Annotated in this window: 20 protein-coding genes; 7 read left to right on the forward strand and 13 right to left on the reverse strand. The window is 73.6% G+C overall.

Translation table 11 applies throughout. The features are described 5' to 3' along the window. The first annotated feature begins 6 nt into the window (after positions 1–6). Positions 7–1,230, forward strand: coding sequence for a low temperature requirement protein A (locus IEY20_RS03815; RefSeq protein ID WP_229727854.1), 1,224 nt, complete (start codon positions 7–9; stop codon positions 1,228–1,230). On the opposite strand, the gene IEY20_RS03820 is transcribed toward IEY20_RS03815, so the two are convergent. Genes IEY20_RS03820 through IEY20_RS03835 form a run of 4 tightly spaced genes read right to left on the reverse strand, consistent with a single transcriptional unit; the run spans position 1,193 to position 2,926 of the window. Then, positions 1,193–1,501, reverse strand: a complete 309-nt coding sequence (locus IEY20_RS03820) for a hypothetical protein (RefSeq protein ID WP_022902932.1) — start codon at positions 1,499–1,501, stop codon at positions 1,193–1,195. The genes IEY20_RS03815 and IEY20_RS03820 overlap by 38 nt on opposite strands. Next, positions 1,498–2,166 carry a hypothetical protein gene (locus tag IEY20_RS03825; protein ID WP_042726483.1) on the reverse strand — a complete coding sequence of 223 codons (669 nt, stop codon included), beginning with the start codon at positions 2,164–2,166 and terminating at the stop codon, positions 1,498–1,500. The genes IEY20_RS03820 and IEY20_RS03825 overlap by 4 nt, the downstream gene beginning before the upstream one ends. Further along, positions 2,163–2,717: an RNA polymerase sigma factor gene (locus IEY20_RS03830; RefSeq protein ID WP_022902934.1), complete on the reverse strand. Its 555-nt coding sequence runs from the start codon at positions 2,715–2,717 to the stop codon at positions 2,163–2,165. Before IEY20_RS03830 ends, IEY20_RS03825 begins: the two co-directional genes overlap by 4 nt. A gap of 56 nt (positions 2,718–2,773) precedes the next feature. Beyond that, positions 2,774–2,926 carry a hypothetical protein gene (locus IEY20_RS03835; RefSeq protein WP_022902935.1) on the reverse strand — a complete coding sequence of 51 codons (153 nt, stop codon included), beginning with the start codon at positions 2,924–2,926 and terminating at the stop codon, positions 2,774–2,776. A gap of 117 nt (positions 2,927–3,043) precedes the next feature. On the opposite strand from IEY20_RS03835, the gene IEY20_RS03840 reads away from it, so the two are divergent. After that, positions 3,044–3,673 (forward strand): MOSC domain-containing protein, encoded by a 630-nt coding sequence (locus tag IEY20_RS03840; RefSeq protein ID WP_022902936.1) that lies wholly within the window; start codon positions 3,044–3,046, stop codon positions 3,671–3,673. 30 nt (positions 3,674–3,703) lie between these two features. Here the strand turns inward: IEY20_RS03840 and IEY20_RS03845 are convergent, their stop codons facing one another. Next, entirely contained in the window at positions 3,704–4,087 is a 384-nt protein-coding gene (locus tag IEY20_RS03845; RefSeq protein WP_022902937.1) for an MmcQ/YjbR family DNA-binding protein, read from the reverse strand. 73 nt (positions 4,088–4,160) lie between these two features. On the opposite strand from IEY20_RS03845, the gene IEY20_RS03850 reads away from it, so the two are divergent. After that, positions 4,161–4,460 carry an excalibur calcium-binding domain-containing protein gene (locus tag IEY20_RS03850; RefSeq protein ID WP_022902938.1) on the forward strand — a complete coding sequence of 100 codons (300 nt, stop codon included), beginning with the start codon at positions 4,161–4,163 and terminating at the stop codon, positions 4,458–4,460. A gap of 95 nt (positions 4,461–4,555) precedes the next feature. Here the strand turns inward: IEY20_RS03850 and epsC are convergent, their stop codons facing one another. The 3 genes from epsC to IEY20_RS03865 form a co-directional block, all read right to left on the reverse strand. Beyond that, positions 4,556–5,140, reverse strand: coding sequence for a serine O-acetyltransferase EpsC (gene epsC, locus IEY20_RS03855; RefSeq protein WP_372378957.1), 585 nt, complete (start codon positions 5,138–5,140; stop codon positions 4,556–4,558). Then, positions 5,137–6,075 carry a cysteine synthase A gene (cysK, locus tag IEY20_RS03860; RefSeq protein ID WP_175329535.1) on the reverse strand — a complete coding sequence of 313 codons (939 nt, stop codon included), beginning with the start codon at positions 6,073–6,075 and terminating at the stop codon, positions 5,137–5,139. The genes epsC and cysK overlap by 4 nt, the downstream gene beginning before the upstream one ends. Before the next feature lie 217 nt (positions 6,076–6,292). Next, on the reverse strand, positions 6,293–7,315 hold the full coding sequence (locus IEY20_RS03865) for a dipeptidase (RefSeq protein WP_022902941.1): 1,023 nt from the start codon (positions 7,313–7,315) through the stop codon (positions 6,293–6,295). A gap of 66 nt (positions 7,316–7,381) precedes the next feature. Here IEY20_RS03865 and IEY20_RS03870 point away from each other — a divergent pair, with 66 nt between their 5' ends. Next, positions 7,382–7,972, forward strand: coding sequence for a GNAT family N-acetyltransferase (locus IEY20_RS03870; RefSeq protein WP_175329536.1), 591 nt, complete (start codon positions 7,382–7,384; stop codon positions 7,970–7,972). Then, positions 7,969–8,499 carry an SRPBCC family protein gene (locus tag IEY20_RS03875; RefSeq protein WP_175329537.1) on the forward strand — a complete coding sequence of 177 codons (531 nt, stop codon included), beginning with the start codon at positions 7,969–7,971 and terminating at the stop codon, positions 8,497–8,499. The genes IEY20_RS03870 and IEY20_RS03875 overlap by 4 nt, the downstream gene beginning before the upstream one ends. A gap of 49 nt (positions 8,500–8,548) precedes the next feature. Here the strand turns inward: IEY20_RS03875 and IEY20_RS03880 are convergent, their stop codons facing one another. Continuing rightward, entirely contained in the window at positions 8,549–9,268 is a 720-nt protein-coding gene (locus tag IEY20_RS03880) for a VIT1/CCC1 transporter family protein (protein WP_022902944.1), read from the reverse strand. A 182-nt stretch (positions 9,269–9,450) separates the two neighbouring features. Between IEY20_RS03880 and IEY20_RS03885 the strand changes: the two genes are divergently transcribed. Continuing rightward, on the forward strand, positions 9,451–10,020 hold the full coding sequence (locus IEY20_RS03885) for a VOC family protein (RefSeq protein ID WP_175329538.1): 570 nt from the start codon (positions 9,451–9,453) through the stop codon (positions 10,018–10,020). A 22-nt stretch (positions 10,021–10,042) separates the two neighbouring features. On the opposite strand, the gene IEY20_RS03890 is transcribed toward IEY20_RS03885, so the two are convergent. Both IEY20_RS03890 and IEY20_RS03895 read right to left on the reverse strand, forming a co-directional pair. Continuing rightward, on the reverse strand, positions 10,043–10,648 hold the full coding sequence (locus IEY20_RS03890; RefSeq protein ID WP_175329539.1) for a GNAT family N-acetyltransferase: 606 nt from the start codon (positions 10,646–10,648) through the stop codon (positions 10,043–10,045). Between the two features lie 4 nt (positions 10,649–10,652). Beyond that, positions 10,653–12,056, reverse strand: a complete 1,404-nt coding sequence (locus IEY20_RS03895) for an LLM class flavin-dependent oxidoreductase (RefSeq protein ID WP_261976521.1) — start codon at positions 12,054–12,056, stop codon at positions 10,653–10,655. Positions 12,057–12,247: 191 nt separating this feature from the next. On the opposite strand from IEY20_RS03895, the gene IEY20_RS03900 reads away from it, so the two are divergent. Further along, positions 12,248–13,204, forward strand: a complete 957-nt coding sequence (locus IEY20_RS03900; RefSeq protein WP_175329540.1) for a helix-turn-helix transcriptional regulator — start codon at positions 12,248–12,250, stop codon at positions 13,202–13,204. A gap of 9 nt (positions 13,205–13,213) precedes the next feature. Here IEY20_RS03900 and sufU read toward each other — a convergent pair whose 3' ends face one another. Together sufU and IEY20_RS03910 are read right to left on the reverse strand one after the other, a co-directional pair. Next, on the reverse strand, positions 13,214–13,657 hold the full coding sequence (gene sufU / locus IEY20_RS03905; RefSeq protein ID WP_175329541.1) for a Fe-S cluster assembly sulfur transfer protein SufU: 444 nt from the start codon (positions 13,655–13,657) through the stop codon (positions 13,214–13,216). After that, a complete protein-coding gene (locus IEY20_RS03910) occupies positions 13,654–14,967 on the reverse strand; it encodes an aminotransferase class V-fold PLP-dependent enzyme (RefSeq protein ID WP_175329562.1) in 1,314 nt (437 codons plus the stop codon). Before IEY20_RS03910 ends, sufU begins: the two co-directional genes overlap by 4 nt. Between the last annotated feature and the right edge of the window lie 11 nt (positions 14,968–14,978).

The following is a 14,978-nucleotide window of genomic DNA, read 5'->3' on the forward strand; positions in this document are numbered from 1 at the left end:
TGCTCCGTGAGCACAACCGGACTGCGCCGCATGGCTCCACGCGACCCCGCCGAGGCGCACCGTGCGGCCAGCCCGCTCGAGCTCCTGTTCGACCTCGTCTTCGTCGTCGCGGTCGGGTTCGCGGCGACGAACCTCCACGAGATCGAGACCGAGGGGCACGTCAGCTCGGCGATCGTCTCCTACGCCTTCGTCTTCTTCGCGATCTGGTGGGCGTGGATCAACTTCACCTGGTTCGCCACGTCGTTCGACACCGACGACTGGCTCTACCGCGTCACCACGTTCGTGCAGATGGGCGGTGTGCTCGTCCTCGCCGCCGGGGTCCGACCGCTCATGGTCGACGGCGACCCCGCGATCGTCGTCGTCGGGTACGTCGTGATGCGCCTGGCCTTGGTCGGGCAGTGGCTGCGCGCGGCCGCGTCGGCGCCGGGGTACCGCCGCACCGCGCTCCGCTACGCCGTCGGGATCGTCGTCGTCCAGGCGCTCTGGGTGCTCGCACTCGTACTCCCCGAGGCCGCGCTGCGCGGAGCGATCCCGGTACTGATCCTGCTCGAGGTGCTCGTGCCGCCCGTCGCCGAGCGGGGGTCGCGCACGACGCCGTGGCACACGCGGCACATCGCCGAGCGGTACTCCCTGTTCACGCTCATCGTCCTCGGCGAGGGGCTCGTGGCATCCGCGAGCGCGGTCATCGACGGCCTCGAGCACACCGACCACCTCGGCTCGCTCCTCGTGCTCGCGGCGGCCGGGCTCGTGATCGTCGCCGGGCTCTGGTGGATCTACTTCGCACGCGAGCAGCACGCCCGCATCCGGTCCCTGCCGAGCGCCCTGGTGTTCGGGTACGGCCACTACGTCGTGTTCGCGGCTGCCGGAGCGCTGCCGGCGGGCATCGAGGTCGCGGTGAGCGCCGACGCCGGCGAGGCCGACCTGTCGCACGTGACGGTGGCCGCGACGATCGCGGTGCCGGTGGCGCTCTTCGTCCTCGCGGTCTGGGCCCTCGCACTCCGTCCGTCGCTGTCGCTCGGCTGGAACGCCGTCGTCGTGGTGCTGGCCGCCGCCGTCGCCGTCGCCGCCTCGGTGGTCGTCCCCGCGGTGTCGCTCGTCGCCACGGCGGTGCTCGTGGCCGCGATCGTCGTCGTGCTCGAGGTCGCCGACCGCCGGCGACGGCTCCGGACCCGTGCTGGGTCCGGCCGGGCGGTCAGCCGACGCGCGCGACCCGGACGTCGACCCGGCTGAGCACGAGTCCGTGCTCCGTCGCCACGGCGAGCGCGGCGACGTGGGCCTCGTGTGCGGTGGTGGGAGCCGGGCGGGAACCGTCGGTGCCGATGACGACGCGGAGGACGTCACCGTCCAGGACGACCCGGCTCGGTGCGGTCCGGGCGGCCAGGCTCTTGACGGCGGACACGGTGCTGCCGAGGGTGGGCCGGGCTCGGTAGAGCTCGGCGACCCCGGGGACGGCGAGCACCGCGGTCTCGACGGCGGTCAGGGTCTCGTCCGGGGTGCTCATGCGCCTGCCTCCTCGTCGTCGCTGCCGTGGCTGGTTCCGTCATCAGCGGGACGGTCGTCCGCGGGCTCGTCGTCGGTGCGCGGCACGAGGTCGCGCACGACGACGTCGACCGAGTCGACCACGAGGTCGGTCTGGTCAGCGAGCACCGCCGCCACGGTCTCCCGGACCTCCGACGCCACGGTCCGGATCGTCGCTCCGGCGCGGACGGCGATCTCGACGACGACCCGCACGGGCGCCCCGAGCTCGGTGACGTCGCCCTCGAGCGTGCACCGGGCGATGAGGGCGTCGGACACGCCGTCGCCGGCACTCCGGACGAGCGACCGGATCGCACCCTCGGTCATCACCGGTCGTTCGGTCGGCGCGGCCGGACGCAGGGGGACGTCCCGCCCCGCCCGCGCCTCGAGCGAGATGTTGGCGAGCACACCGCTCACCCACGACTCGTCCGCCGGGGCCTCCTGCTCGGCTGCGGCCTCGAGCGAGCCGAGGGACGACTGCCGGAGCCGGACGATCGCCGCGAGCGCGTTCTGGCACGCCGGTGAGTCGTCGATGGACGGGTCCGCGGGCTGCATGCCCGCGTCGAGGTAGTCGGCCAGCTCGTCGATCGAGTGGCCGTCGAGGTCGTCGGGTTCGAGGGAGTCGAGCCGGACGTGCTCGGGATCGGTCATCGCCATCCCTCCATGAGACGGATCATGTTCTTGCGGGCGCGCGAGAGGAGCCCGCGGACGGTCGAGACGGGGAGGTCGAGCTCCTCGGCGATCTGGTCGTAGGAGTACTCGAGCACCTCCTTCATCACCCAGCACCGGCGCTGCGCCTCGGGGAGTTCGCCGAGCGCGGTCTCGACGGCTTCCTCGCGCGAGCGGGCCTCGGCGACACGCTCCGGAGCATCGTCGGACGGGGCCTCGACCTCGATCTCGGTGACGTCGTCGTGGAAGCGACGGGCCCGGATGCGGTCGATGCACTTCCGACTGAGGATGCGCATGAGCCACGACTTGACCTTGCTCTGGTCCTCGAGCCGGTCGAGCCGGTCCCAGGCGGTGATGAAGGTCTCCTGCACGACGTCGTCGAGCTCGTCGGTCGAGCCGAGCGTCCGGCGCGCGTAGGCGCGCAGCAGCGGGGTGTACCGGCGGATGAGGACCTCGAACGCCCGGACGTCGCCGTCCGACGACCGGCCGGCGAGGACGGCGTCGTCGAGGTCGGTGAGGAGCTGGTGGGGCACGTGTTCCTTCTACCGGGACCGGGTGAGGTCTTCCTGAGCACGGGAGCGACGACCGGTCACCGTGCACCCGCGCGGCGTGCGTGGGCAGTGGTCACCCGGAACGGTCCGACGGGTCGTGCGGCGAGCGCGCGGACCCGGGCCTGCGCGAGCAGGTGCTGCCGGACCGGGTGGCGCTGCGAGCCGGGTCGGTCGTTCGTGGTGTCGGTCATGGTCGTTCCTCCTCGGCCGCGGTGACGGCCTCCACCGATGGGACGGGCCGGGACGCCGGTTCGTCACACCCGGATCCGGACTCCGCACGGAGGGCATCCGTGCGGCATGCTGGTGCGGTGCCCCTCGTGACCGCCGTCTGCCGCGTGGCGCGGCTCCTGCCCGACTCCGGCACGATCGGGGTCACCGCCATCGACAAGCGTCCGGTCGACGGCCCGGTGCGGGTCCGGCCCCTCGGACTCCGCGCCGACGTGCAGGCCGACCGGAAGCACCACGGCGGCGAGGACCAGGCCGTGTACGCCTACGCCGACGAGGACGCCACGCACTTCGCCGGGCTGCTCGATCGCGAGGTGCCGCCGGGGCTGTTCGGCGAGAACCTCCGGACGAGCGGGATCGACGTCACCGGGGCTGTGACCGGGGAGCGATGGCGGATCGGTGCCGAGCTCGTGCTCGAGGTCACGATCCCCCGGATCCCCTGCGGGACCTTCGCCCGTCGGATGCGCGAGGACAAGTGGGTCCGACGGTTCACCGAGGAGGGGCGTCCCGGTGCCTACCTGCGGGTGGTGAAGTCCGGCTCGGTGGCGAGCGGTGACGCGGTCGAGGTGATCGACCGCCCGGCCCACGGGGTGACGATCGGCGAACTGTTCGCCGGCGTCACGGCCGAGCGCGCGCAGGCGGTCGTGGACGCTGGACGACCCGTGCCGCCGAAGGTGCAGGTCCTGCTCGGGAAGGCCCTCGCGCGCGGCTGAGCCGTGGGCCGTGCGGGCCCCGGCGGTCGGTCAGTCCGGCAGCGTCCGCCGGACCGGGTCGATCGGCCGCTTCGCACGGGGCAGCCCCGCGACGACCAGGTCGTAGGCGTTCGCCACGAGGTCCTCGACGAGGGTCTCGTCGAGGCCGTCGCCGGGCGACAGGGTGATCCAGTGCCGCTTGTCCATGTGCCAGCCCGGTGTCACCTCCGCCAGGTCGCGGACGAGCGCGGCCCCGTGCGGTGGAGCGCACTTGAGGTTGACGATCGGGACCCCGCGGAGCTCGGACGTCATGACGAACATCTTGCCGACGACCTTGTAGACGAACGTGCCCTCGCCGAAGGGCTGGGTCTCCTGGACCGCGGGCAGGCCCATCGCGGTCTGCGCGGCGATCTCGTGCAGGGCAGCTCCGTCCATGCCACCAGCATGCCCGAACCGGCACCCCGATCGGGGGCATGAGAGATCCTCGCAGTGGGCCTAGGCTGAGCGGGTGCACATCACCCGAACCCTCAGCATCGCCGCAGCGAGCGTCGTCCTCGCTGCCACCGCCGTCGTCGGCGGCGCCTCGACCGCCCAGGCAGCCCCCACCGTCTACAAGAACTGCGACGCCGTGCACCGCGTGTACTCCGGCGGCATCGCGAAGAAGTCCGTCACCAGGAACAAGGTGATCTCCGGCGGCAAGGTGACCTACCGAGCGCTCAAGGGCACCGTCAAGAAGGACGACAAGCTCTACGCGGCGAACAAGAAGCTCGACCGCGACGCCGACGGCATCGCCTGCGAGAAGAGCTGACCCGACCACACGCCGGAGGGGGCCGGCGCGCACGGAGCGCGCCGTGCCTCCCGTCCGGAACCGCGACCGGAGGTCGCTGAGGGGACGGCGGGACGTCAGAGCGGCGGGACGCCCTCGTGGCCCGAGCGCGGACGGGCCGTACCGGCGACGCCGGTGACCACCGACCGCGGCGGCACGTCCTTCGTGACGACCGTGTTCGCGCCGACGACGGAGTCGGCGCCGATCGTGATCGCGCCGATCAGGGACGACCCCGCACCGAGCACCACGCGGTCCCCCACCCGCGGGTGCCGCCGAGCGCCGGGGCCGTGCTCGCCGCCGCGCCCGCCGAGGGTCACGCCGTGGAACACCACCACGTCGTCACCGACCACCGCGGTCTCGCCGATCACGACGCCCATGCCGTGGTCGATGAAGAACCGGCGGCCGATCCGCGCGCCGGGGTGGATCTCGATCCCCGTGACCGAGCGCGCGACCTGCCCGATCACCCGTGCCGCGAACCGCGCCCCGGGCAGGCCACGGGCGAGCCACAGCCGGTGGGTCAGCCGGTAGGTCCAGATCGCGTGCAGGCCGGAGTACACGATCGCGTTCTCGAGGTCGCCCCGTGCTGCGGGGTCCCCGCGGCGTGCTGCGGCCAGGTCCTCCCGGACGGTCCGCAGCACGCCGCGACGTGGAGCTGGGCTCACGCAGTGAGTCCCTCGAAGAGCACGGTCGACAGGTAGCGCTCACCGGTGTCGCAGACGATCGCGACGATGCGCTTGCCGGCGTTCTCCGGGCGTGCGGCGACCTCGATCGCGGCGTGGATGATCGCGCCGGAGGAGATGCCCGACAGGATGCCCTCCTGCGTCCCGAGGTCGCGGGCCACGCGCAGCGCGTCCTCGAGCTCGACGTCGAAGACCTCGTCGATGACGCTCTGGTCGAGGACCTCGGGCACGAAGTTCGCGCCGATGCCCTGGATCTTGTGCGGCCCGGCCTTGCCCTCGGTGAGCAGCGGCGAGTCCTTCGGCTCGACGGCGATGACCTGCACGCCGGGCACGCGCTCCTTGAGCACCTGGCCGACGCCGGTGATCGTGCCGCCGGTGCCGACGCCCGCGATGAACGCGTCGACGTGGCCCTCGGTGTCGCGCAGGATCTCCTCGGCGGTGGTCTTCCGGTGGATCGCAGCGTTCGCGGGGGTCTCGAACTGGTGCGCGAGGATCGCACCCGGGGTCTCCGCGACGATCTGCTCGGCCCGGGACACCGCACCCTTCATGCCCTCGGGGCCCGGGGTCAGGACGACCTCGGCACCGTAGGCGCGGATCAGCGCACGCCGCTCGACGCTCATCGTCTCGGGCATCGTGATGACGACCCGGTAGCCGCGGGCCGCGCCGACCAGGGCGAGCGCGATGCCGGTGTTGCCGGACGAGCCCTCGACGATGGTCCCGCCGGCCTGGAGCTCGCCGGACTCCTCGGCCGCGTCGACGATCGCGACGCCGAGGCGGTCCTTGACGCTGGCGCCGGGGTTGTAGAACTCGAGCTTCGCGAGGATCTCGGCGCTGCCCTCGCGCGGGAGTCGGTTCAGCCGGACGAGCGGGGTGTTCCCGAACGCCTGGGAGATGTTGTCGTGGATGGTGCCGCTCATCTGGTCCGTTCCTTCGGGTCAGGTCGCGCCGCCTGCACTGGAGGCGCGGGTCGCTGCGGGTGCGCTGCGATCCTACCGAGCGGGGCCGGGCGTCCTCCGTTCCGTGACGCACGGGGCCGGGCGTCCTCCGTTCCGTGATGCGCGGCCAGCGCACGGGCGTCCTCCGTTCCGTGACGGGCGGGCAGCGCACGGCCGTCCTCCGTTCCGTGGTGGGCGGTCAGCGCACGAGCGTCCGCTCGAACGCGTCGTCCGTCGCCTCGAGCACCCGCAGCACGTTCCCGCCCGCCAGTGCCGCGAGCTCGTGGTCCTGCCAGCCGCGGCGAGCGAGCTCGGCGGCGAGCACCGGGTAGCGGGAGACGTCCCGCAGGTCCGGCGGCAGCACCGGCGTGCCGTCGTAGTCCCCGCCGATCCCGACGTGCGCCACCCCGGCGACCTCGCGGGCGTGCTCGACGTGGTCCGCGACCTCGGCGACCGTGACGAGCGGCGCCTCCCCCGCCGACCCGGCGGCCTCCCACTCGGCGTACGCCCGCGACACGAACGCCGGCACGAAGGTGATCATCAGGACGCCGCCGTTGCCGGGCAGCCGCTCGAGCACGTCGTCCGGCACGTTCCGCGGGTGGTCGTTCACGGCGGTGGTCGACGAGTGGCTGAAGACGACGGGTCGCGTCGCGACGTCGAGCGTGTCCCGCATCGTCGTCGGGGCCGTGTGCGACAGGTCCACCAGCATCCCGATCCGTTCCATCTCCGCCACGACCTCCCGACCGCGGTCGGTGAGGCCGCCGTGCGGGTGCGACCCGGTCGCGGAGTCGGCCCACGGGGTGTCGTCGTTGTGTGTGAGGGTCATGTACCGCACGCCGAGCCGGGCGAAGGTGCGCAGGACGGCGAGGTCGTCGCCGATCGAGTGCCCGCCCTCGGCGCCGAGGAGCGACGCGATTCGCCCGTCGTCGACCGCTGCGCGCACGTCGGCGGCGGTGCGGGCGATCCGGAAGGTCTCCGGGTACCGCTCGACGATCCGCAGGGCGACGTCGATCTGCTGCAGCGTGGTGCGGACCGGGTCCGGGTCGGAGCACGGCACGAACACCGACCAGAACTGCCCGACGACCCCGCCGGCGCGGAGCTTCGGGACGTCGGTGTGGAGCGACCCCTGCTCCGAGTCGATGCCCTCCACCCCGGAGCCGTGGGAGTCGCGGCGTTCCCAGGGCAGGTCGTTGTGGCCGTCGATCACGCGGAACGCAGTCATGCGGCGACGGTAGCGTACCCGCCCGGCCTTCTCGTGCCGGGATGTCGTCGTCGCTAGGCTCGGGCCGTGGACCCCGTGACGCTCCCGACCGACCGGCTCGTGCTCTCCGCCCCGGCGACGTCCGACGCCGAGGACGTCATCGCCTACGCGACCGACCCGGATGTCATCGCCTACACGCCCGTCCCGGCGCCGTACGGCCACGCCGAGGCCGTCGAGTGGCTGGGACGGTGCCGGACCGGCTGGGAGTCCGGGACCCGCCTCGCCTGGGCGATCCGTCGACGCGAGGACCCTCGTCTGCTCGGGACCGTCGAGCTCTTCCAGATCGCCGACGGCGCCGCCGAGGTCGGCTACGCCACGCACCCCGACGCCCGCGGCCACGGCTACGTCACCGAGGCGGTCTCCGCGATCGTCGACTGGGCCTTCGCCACCCCGCCGCACGGCCTCGGCCTCGTCCGCGTGCAGTGGCGCGCGATCGCCACGAACCACGCGTCCCTCGCCGTCGCCCGACGCGTCGGCATGTCGTACGAGGGCCTCCGCCGTTCGGGGGTGCTCCACCGCGGGCAGCGGCACGACGAGGCGCTCGCGGCGGTGCTGCGGGACGACGACCGATCGACGCCGCTCGGCTGGCCGGCGCCGACCGGTCGGCCCGACGCGTGACCGTCCGCTTCCGGCTCGACACGCACCTCGCCTGTGCGCCCGAGCGGGCCTTCGCGCTGTCGCTCGACATCGGTGCGCACGAGCGGTCGCTCGCCTCGACGGGGGAACGGGCCGTCGGCGGCGTCACGGCCGGCACGATCGGCCTCGGCGAGTCCGTGACGTTCCGCGCCCGCCACCTCGGGGTCGTCTGGCGGTTGACGAGTCGGATCGTCGTCCTGGGCCCACGCCGCCGGTTCCGGTGCGACGCGCCAGCGGCGGACCGGCCGTGCCGGCGGGGAGAGGCACCGCACCGGTTCGTCGACGAACAGGTGCGCGGTCCGTTCGCGCGTTTCCGGCACGAGCACCGCTTCGAGCGCGCCGGCACCGGCACCCGGATGCTCGACGACGTCGTGGTCACCGCGCCGTTCGGACCGCTCGGACGGCTGGCGGAGGTGGTCGTCCTCGGCCGCTACCTGCAGCGGCTGCTGACCGCGCGGAACACCGCGCTCGCTGCTGAGGCCGCCGCCGTCTCCGGCGCCGACGAGTGACCGCGGTGGTCCGGTCGGGTGCGCGCCGGTACGAGCGGGCCCGTCGCCGTCAGATCGCGTGCGCGCCCAGGATCGCTCCGGCGGCGTAGGTCGCGGCGAGCGCCAGGGCCCCGCCGACCACCACGCGCACGGTCGCCCGGCCGCGCGGTGCACCGCCGAGCGTGGCCCCGGTGGCCCCGGTGGCCGCGAGCGCCACGAGCACGGCGACGACCGTCACGAGGACCCGCACCGACTCGGGGGCGAGCAGCATGGCCAGGAACGGCAGCGCCGCCCCGGTGGTGAACGTCGCCGCGGACACCCAGGCCGCGCGCCACGGGCTGACCACCTCGTCCTCGGCGTCGCGCAGGGCGGCCTCGGCCCGGCGGGCCCGGACCTCCGGCCGCACGAGCTCGGCCGCGACGGAGGACGCGACGTCCGGCGCGACGCCGAGCCCGCGGTAGTGCGCCGCGATGGTGTCGGCGTCCTCGGACTCGGCCTCGAGCTGCGCCTGCTGCGCGGCCTGCCCGGTGCGCTGGGCGTCGCGGGCACCGCTGACCGAGACGTACTCGCCGAGCGCCATCGAGACCGCACCCCCGACGAGGGCGGCGGTACCGGCGGCGATGACCGGCCCGGTCCCCGCGCCCGCCCCGGCGACCCCGACGAGGACCGCGGCGACCGACACGATGCCGTCGTTCGCGCCGAGGAGTCCGGCACGGAGCCAGTTGAGCTTCGCGGCGCTCGTCGTGTCGTGATCGGTGGCGGGGAGCACGAGGTCGGTTGCGGTCGACATGCGATGAGCATGCCACCGTCCGGAACGGTCCGCCAGCAAGGTGAGGCTGCCCTGACCTGGGGTTTTGTGGTGAGGGCAGCCTTACCTGAGCGGACCGACAGCGAGTGCGGCAAACCGCACCACATCCCGCACCGGGTCCTGCACGCCCGGGCACCCGGTGGCCCCGGTGAGAGCATCCAAGGATGAGCAGGGGAATCAGGATCGACCACGTGGGCGTCACGGTGCCGGACATCGACGCTGCCACGGCCTTCTTCGCGGCGGCGCTCGACGCCGTCGTCCTCTACGACGTCCGGTGCCGCACCGAGGAGCCCCGCGGCTCCGCGGAAGTGCACCGGTACCTCGGGATCCCGTCGACGATGGCCCAGGGAGCCATCCGGATGCTCGCACTCCCCGAGGGTCCGGGGCTGGAGCTGTTCGAGTACCTCGGCCCGGACCAGCGGTTCGCCGCGGCACCGTCGGACCTCGGGTGGCAGCACCTCGCGCTGTACGTCGACGACCTCGACGCCGCCCTGGACAAGGTCGAGCGGGCCGGGGGCCTGCGGAACTCCGATCCGCGGGAGCTCCGCGGCGTCGAGGCCGGCGAGGGCAACCGGTTCGTGTACACCCGCACGCCGTGGGGTTCGACCCTCGAGCTCGTGAGCTACCCGACGCCGCAGCCGTACCTCCTCACGGCGCCGCGGGCGAAGTGGGCCCCGTGGCCGACCCCGGCCGATGCGCTCCCGGAGCCCGTGGCGGCACCGATCCCCGGGTGACCGGGCAGCGTTCGGGCCCCGGTCAGTCGCCGACGGTCACCCAGGCCCGCGTCGGCCGGCCGGACAACGGGTGTGCGAACGGCTCGCCCCAGGGCCGGAACCCGGCACTGCGGTAGAGGCCGAGCGCCGGGGCATTGTCCTCGAGTGCGTGCAGCACGCACCGGGCGTGCCCGGACCGTGGTGCGGCGTCGACCGCGGCGCGCAGGAGGTCCCGTCCGAGGCCGTGTCCCTGCGCACGCGGGTGGACCGCCAGCAGCGACAGGTAGGCGGCGTCCTCCGGGTCCTCCGGACCCCCGGTCCCCGGCGCCGTCACGAGGGCGAAGCCCGCGACCCCCGCGGCCCCCGGGAGGGCGAAGCCCGCGGCCCCCGCTGCCCCCGCGCGGGCGAAGCCCGCGACCTCCGCGACCCCCGCGGCCCCAGCGGCGCCCGGCGCATCCCCCGGACCTCCCGGCTCCGCCGCGACGACGAGCGCCACCCGCGGCTCCGCGAACTTCGCGAGCGCCCGGGCCCGGACCGCGTCGGACTCCGGCATGGCGTCCCGCACGCTGACCGCGGCGACCCAGAGGTCGACGCAGGCAGCGGCCTCGTCCTCCGACGCGGCACGCACGACGAAGGACGATCCGATCACGCCGTCAGCCTACGACCGCCTGCTGACCGATCCGGTAGCCGGCACCGCGGTGCTCCCCGGGCAGCCGGTCCCCGCGGCCGTGCAGCTTGTGCCGCAGCGATCCCGGCGTGTACTCCGTCGGGTAGACACCGCGCGCCCGCAGCTCGGGGACGACGAACTCGATGACGTCCTCCCAGGTCCCGGGTGTCACGGCGTAGGCGAGGTTGAAGCCGTCGACGTCGGTCTGCTCCTGGATCTCCTGGAGGCGGTCCGCGATGGTCGCACCCGAACCGACCTCGACCGGCCCGAGTCCGCCGATCGCCGTGTGCCGGGCGAGGTCGCGGATCGTCCACTTCGATCCGTCGGACCCGGTGGCCGCGGAGATGTTCGCCGCCGCGGACTGGATCGCGTTCGACTCGACGTCGCCGAGCGGCTCGTCGAGGTCCCACTGCGACAGGTCGACGCCCATCCACCCGGAGTTCAGCACGAGGGCGCCCTCCTCCGAGGCGTAGGACAGGTAGTCCTCGTACTTCGCGCGCGCGGCCTCGTCGGTGGCGTCCGTGATCACCGTGAGCAGCGAGTAGACGCGAGCGGCGTACCGGTCGCGACCAGCTGCCTCCAGGGCGTCCCGGATCTTCGTGACGGTCGCTGCCAACTGCGGCAGGGTCGGGGCGCCGACGAAGACGGCCTCGGCGTTCTCGGCCGCGAAGCGGACACCGCGCGGCGATGCCCCGGCCTGGTAGATGACGGGCGTGCGCTGCACGGACGGCTCGGACAGGTGGATGCCCGGGACGTCGAAGTGGCGCCCGTGGTGCTCGATGGGGTGCACCTTGGTCGGGTCGGTGAAGACCCCGGTCTCGCGGTCCTCGACGACCGCGTCGTCCTCCCAGGAGCCCTCCCAGAGCTTGTAGAGGACCTCGAGGTACTCGTCGGCGACGTCGTAGCGGTCGTCGTGCGACAGCTGGTCCGTCTGCCCCATGTTGCGCGCGGCGCTCGGCAGGTACCCGGTGACGACGTTCCAGCCGACGCGCCCCTTGGTGAGGTGGTCGAGCGTCGACATGCGCCGGGCGAACGGGTACGGGTGCTCGTACGCGGTCCCGGCGGTGATGCCGAACCCGAGGTGCTCCGTGACGGCGGCCATCGCGGACACGAGCAGGATCGGGTCGTTCACGGGCACCTGGGACCCGGTCCGGAGCGCCGACTCGTTCGAGCCACCGTAGACGTCGTACGTCCCGAGGACGTCGGCGATGAAGATGCCGTCGAAGGCACCGACCTCGAGCGTCTGCGCCAGGGAGGTCCAGTACGACAGGTCGTTGTAGTGCCGCGAGCGGTCGCGGGGGTGGCGCCACAGCCCGGAGGACTGGTGCGCGACGCAGTTCATGTCGAACGCGTTGAAGCGGATCTGCCGGGGAGCGTCGTCGGTCGTCACGGACGCGACGCTACGGGCGCCGAGCGGCGACCGCCACGCGCGTTGCGTCGTGTGACGTCCGGCCGGGAGGCCCGGGGCGCGGTCCGCTGTGCGGCCTGCGGTCGGACTGCGCTCGCCACGGGCGCGGGGCGCCGGTCCGCGCACGGCGCGCTTCCTGAGCGCGACGACGCCATCCACGGCAGGATGCAAGGGTGTCCCAGTCCATGCAGCGCACCCGGTGGTCCGCGACGACCCGCGACCCGACGCAGGCGGCCGAGCAGCTGCTCGGGCTGCCCGACCTGCGACGGGCGGACGTCGACACGGGTGCCGAGGAGTTCACGTTCGACGTGCGCCGCCGTGGCACGGACCTGCTCTCGCTCTGGTCGTCCGCCTCGACGGGCGACGTGCGCGGCGAGGTCGTCGCGGACACCGCGATGGTCCTGTTCTGGTTGAAGTCCGGCAGCGGCTCGGTGGACGACGACCACGACGTCCCCACCGGACGGCCGTCGCTCTTCCGGCACGACCCGCAGCACGTGCGGTGGACGGGCTACGAGCTCGACCTCATCCGCATCGACCGCCGCACCGTCGAGGAGGTCGCGGCGGAGCGCGGCGCGTGGCGTCCCGGTCCGCTCGAGTTCCAACCGCACCACATCCCGGAGGGGCCGGAACTGGCGGCGTTCTGGCTGATGGTGCGCGCCGTCGCCGCCGAGGTGCTCCGCGGGCCGACCGTCGTGCCCGAGTCCCGGGAGCGCGAGCTCACCCGGTTCGCCGCCGGTGGGCTGCTGACCGCGATCCCGCACTGGCCGATCGGCGAGCACGGACCGCCCCCGACCGCCGCCGCGGCCCGCTTCGCCCGCGCCGAGGGCTTCCTGCTCGAGCACGCGACGGAGCCGATCTCGGTGGAGGACGTGGCCGAGGCCGCCGGACTGAGCATCCGGGGCCTGCAGGAGGCGTTCCGGCGACACCACGGCGTCACACCGACGACGTACCTCCGTCGCATCCGCCTGCTGCTCGCCCGGGAGCAGCTCGAGTCGGGCGAGGCGGCGAGCGTCGGGGACGTCGCTCGCGCCGTCGGGTTCGGCCACCTCGGTCGCTTCGCGAGCAGCTACCGCGCGGAGTTCGGCGAGCTGCCGCGCGAGACGTGGTCGGCCTCGCGGCGCGGTCGCTGACCGGTCGGGTCAGGCGGCGGCTTCGCGGACCGCTGCCTCGGCGGCGACCCACGCGAGCATGCCGCACTTCACCCGCATGACGAACCTCGAGACGCCGTGGAACGCCACGAGGTCCTCGAGGACGTCCTCGTCGGGCTCGCCCGCCCCGCGGGAGCGCATCATCTCGCGGAACGTCTCGGTGAGGGCGAGCAGCTCGGGGACGGTGCGGCCGGTCGCCATGTCGGTCAGCACGGAGGCGGACGCCATCGAGATGGAGCAGCCGTCGCCCTGCCAGGCGATCTCGGCGATCCGGTCGGTGCCCGGCTCGAGCCTGACCCGCACGGTGATCTCGTCGCCGCACGTCGGGTTCCGCTCGAAGTGCTCGGCGTCGGCGTGGTCGAGCGGACCGTCGCCGTGCCGGGCCTTCGCGTGGTCGAGGATGACCTGCTGGTAGAGGGAGTCGAGGGCGTTCACCGGGCACCGGCCCCCTCGTCCCCTTCGGCCCCGAAGTACCCGCGGATCTCCCCGACCGCCCGCACGAAGCGGTCGACGTCGGACTCCGTCGTGTAGACGTACGTGCTCGCCCGGGTCGACGCGACGAGCCCGAGACGCCGGTGCAGCGGCTGCGCGCAGTGGTGGCCCGAGCGGACCGCGATGCCCTCGGCGTCGAGGTACTGCGCCACGTCGTGGGCGTGCACCCCGTCGACGTCGAACGCGACGAGACCCGACCGGGGCACGCCGGCCGGTGGCCCGACGACGCGGACGCCCGGGACGTCGGCGAGCCCGTCGAGCATCCGCTGTGCGAGGTGCTCCTCGTGCGCGCGGACCTGCTCCATCCCGAGCCGCTGCAGGTACCGCACGGCCTCGGCGAGCGCGACGGCCTGCGAGACCGGCTGCGTGCCCGCCTCGAAGCGTTCGGGCGCGGGCATGTACTCGCTCGACTCCATCATCACGGTGGTGATCATCGACCCACCGGTCCGGAACGGCGGGAGCGCGTCGAGCAGGTCGGCTCGGCCCCACAGGACACCGATGCCGTTCGGCCCGAGCATCTTGTGCCCCGAGAACGCGGCGAAGTCCACGCCGAGCGCTCCGACGTCGACTGGCCGGTGCGGGGCCGACTGGCAGGCGTCCAGGACGACGAGGGCGCCCTTCGCGTGGGCGAGCGCCACGACCTCGGCGACCGGGGCGACCATGCCCGTGACGTTCGAGACGTGCGCGAACGCGACGACCTTCGTGCGGTCGGTGATGACGGCGGCCGCGTCGGCGGCGGTCCAGGTGCCGTCGTCGGCGACGGGCACCCAGCGGAGCGTCGCCCCGGTGGTGGCCGCGACCTCCTGCCACGGCACGAGGTTCGCGTGGTGTTCGGCCTCCGTCACGACGATCTCGTCCCCTGGCGCGAGCCGGAAGCGGCCGGCGGCGGCACCACCACGGCCGCGGCTGGCGTTCGCGAACCCGTACGCCACGAGGTTGAGGGCGTCGGTCGCGTTGCTCGTCCAGACGACCTCCCGCGGGCTGGCGGCCCCGATGAAGCCGGCGACCGTGGCCCGAGCGTCCTCGTAGGCGTCCGTGCTCAGCGCGGCGAGCGTGTGGGCCCCGCGGTGGACCGCAGCGTTGTCGTGCTCGAGGAACCGGCGTTCGGCGTCGAGCACCTGCACCGGTCGTTCGGCGGTCGCGCCGGAGTCGAGGTACGCGAGCGGCCGGCCGTTCACCTCCTGCTGCAGGATCGGGAAGTCCGCGCGGATGCAGGCCACCTCGTCCTCGGTGAGCGGTGTGCTCGGTCCCACGATCGTCACGG

Source organism: Curtobacterium luteum (assembly GCF_014646995.1).
In the GTDB taxonomy this organism is placed as follows: domain Bacteria; phylum Actinomycetota; class Actinomycetes; order Actinomycetales; family Microbacteriaceae; genus Curtobacterium; species Curtobacterium luteum.

Coding starts and splice junctions, on each gene's coding strand:
- IEY20_RS03820 (WP_022902932.1), bottom strand. CDS start 1,501: ATGAGCACCCCGGACGAGACCCTGACCGCCGTCGAGACCGCGGTGCTC.
- IEY20_RS03825 (WP_042726483.1), bottom strand. CDS start 2,166: ATGACCGATCCCGAGCACGTCCGGCTCGACTCCCTCGAACCCGACGAC.
- IEY20_RS03835 (WP_022902935.1), bottom strand. CDS start 2,926: ATGACCGACACCACGAACGACCGACCCGGCTCGCAGCGCCACCCGGTC.
- IEY20_RS03845 (WP_022902937.1), bottom strand. CDS start 4,087: ATGGACGGAGCTGCCCTGCACGAGATCGCCGCGCAGACCGCGATGGGC.
- cysK (WP_175329535.1), bottom strand. CDS start 6,075: ATGAGCGGCACCATCCACGACAACATCTCCCAGGCGTTCGGGAACACC.
- IEY20_RS03865 (WP_022902941.1), bottom strand. CDS start 7,315: ATGACTGCGTTCCGCGTGATCGACGGCCACAACGACCTGCCCTGGGAA.
- IEY20_RS03880 (WP_022902944.1), bottom strand. CDS start 9,268: ATGTCGACCGCAACCGACCTCGTGCTCCCCGCCACCGATCACGACACG.
- IEY20_RS03885 (WP_175329538.1), top strand. CDS start 9,451: ATGAGCAGGGGAATCAGGATCGACCACGTGGGCGTCACGGTGCCGGAC.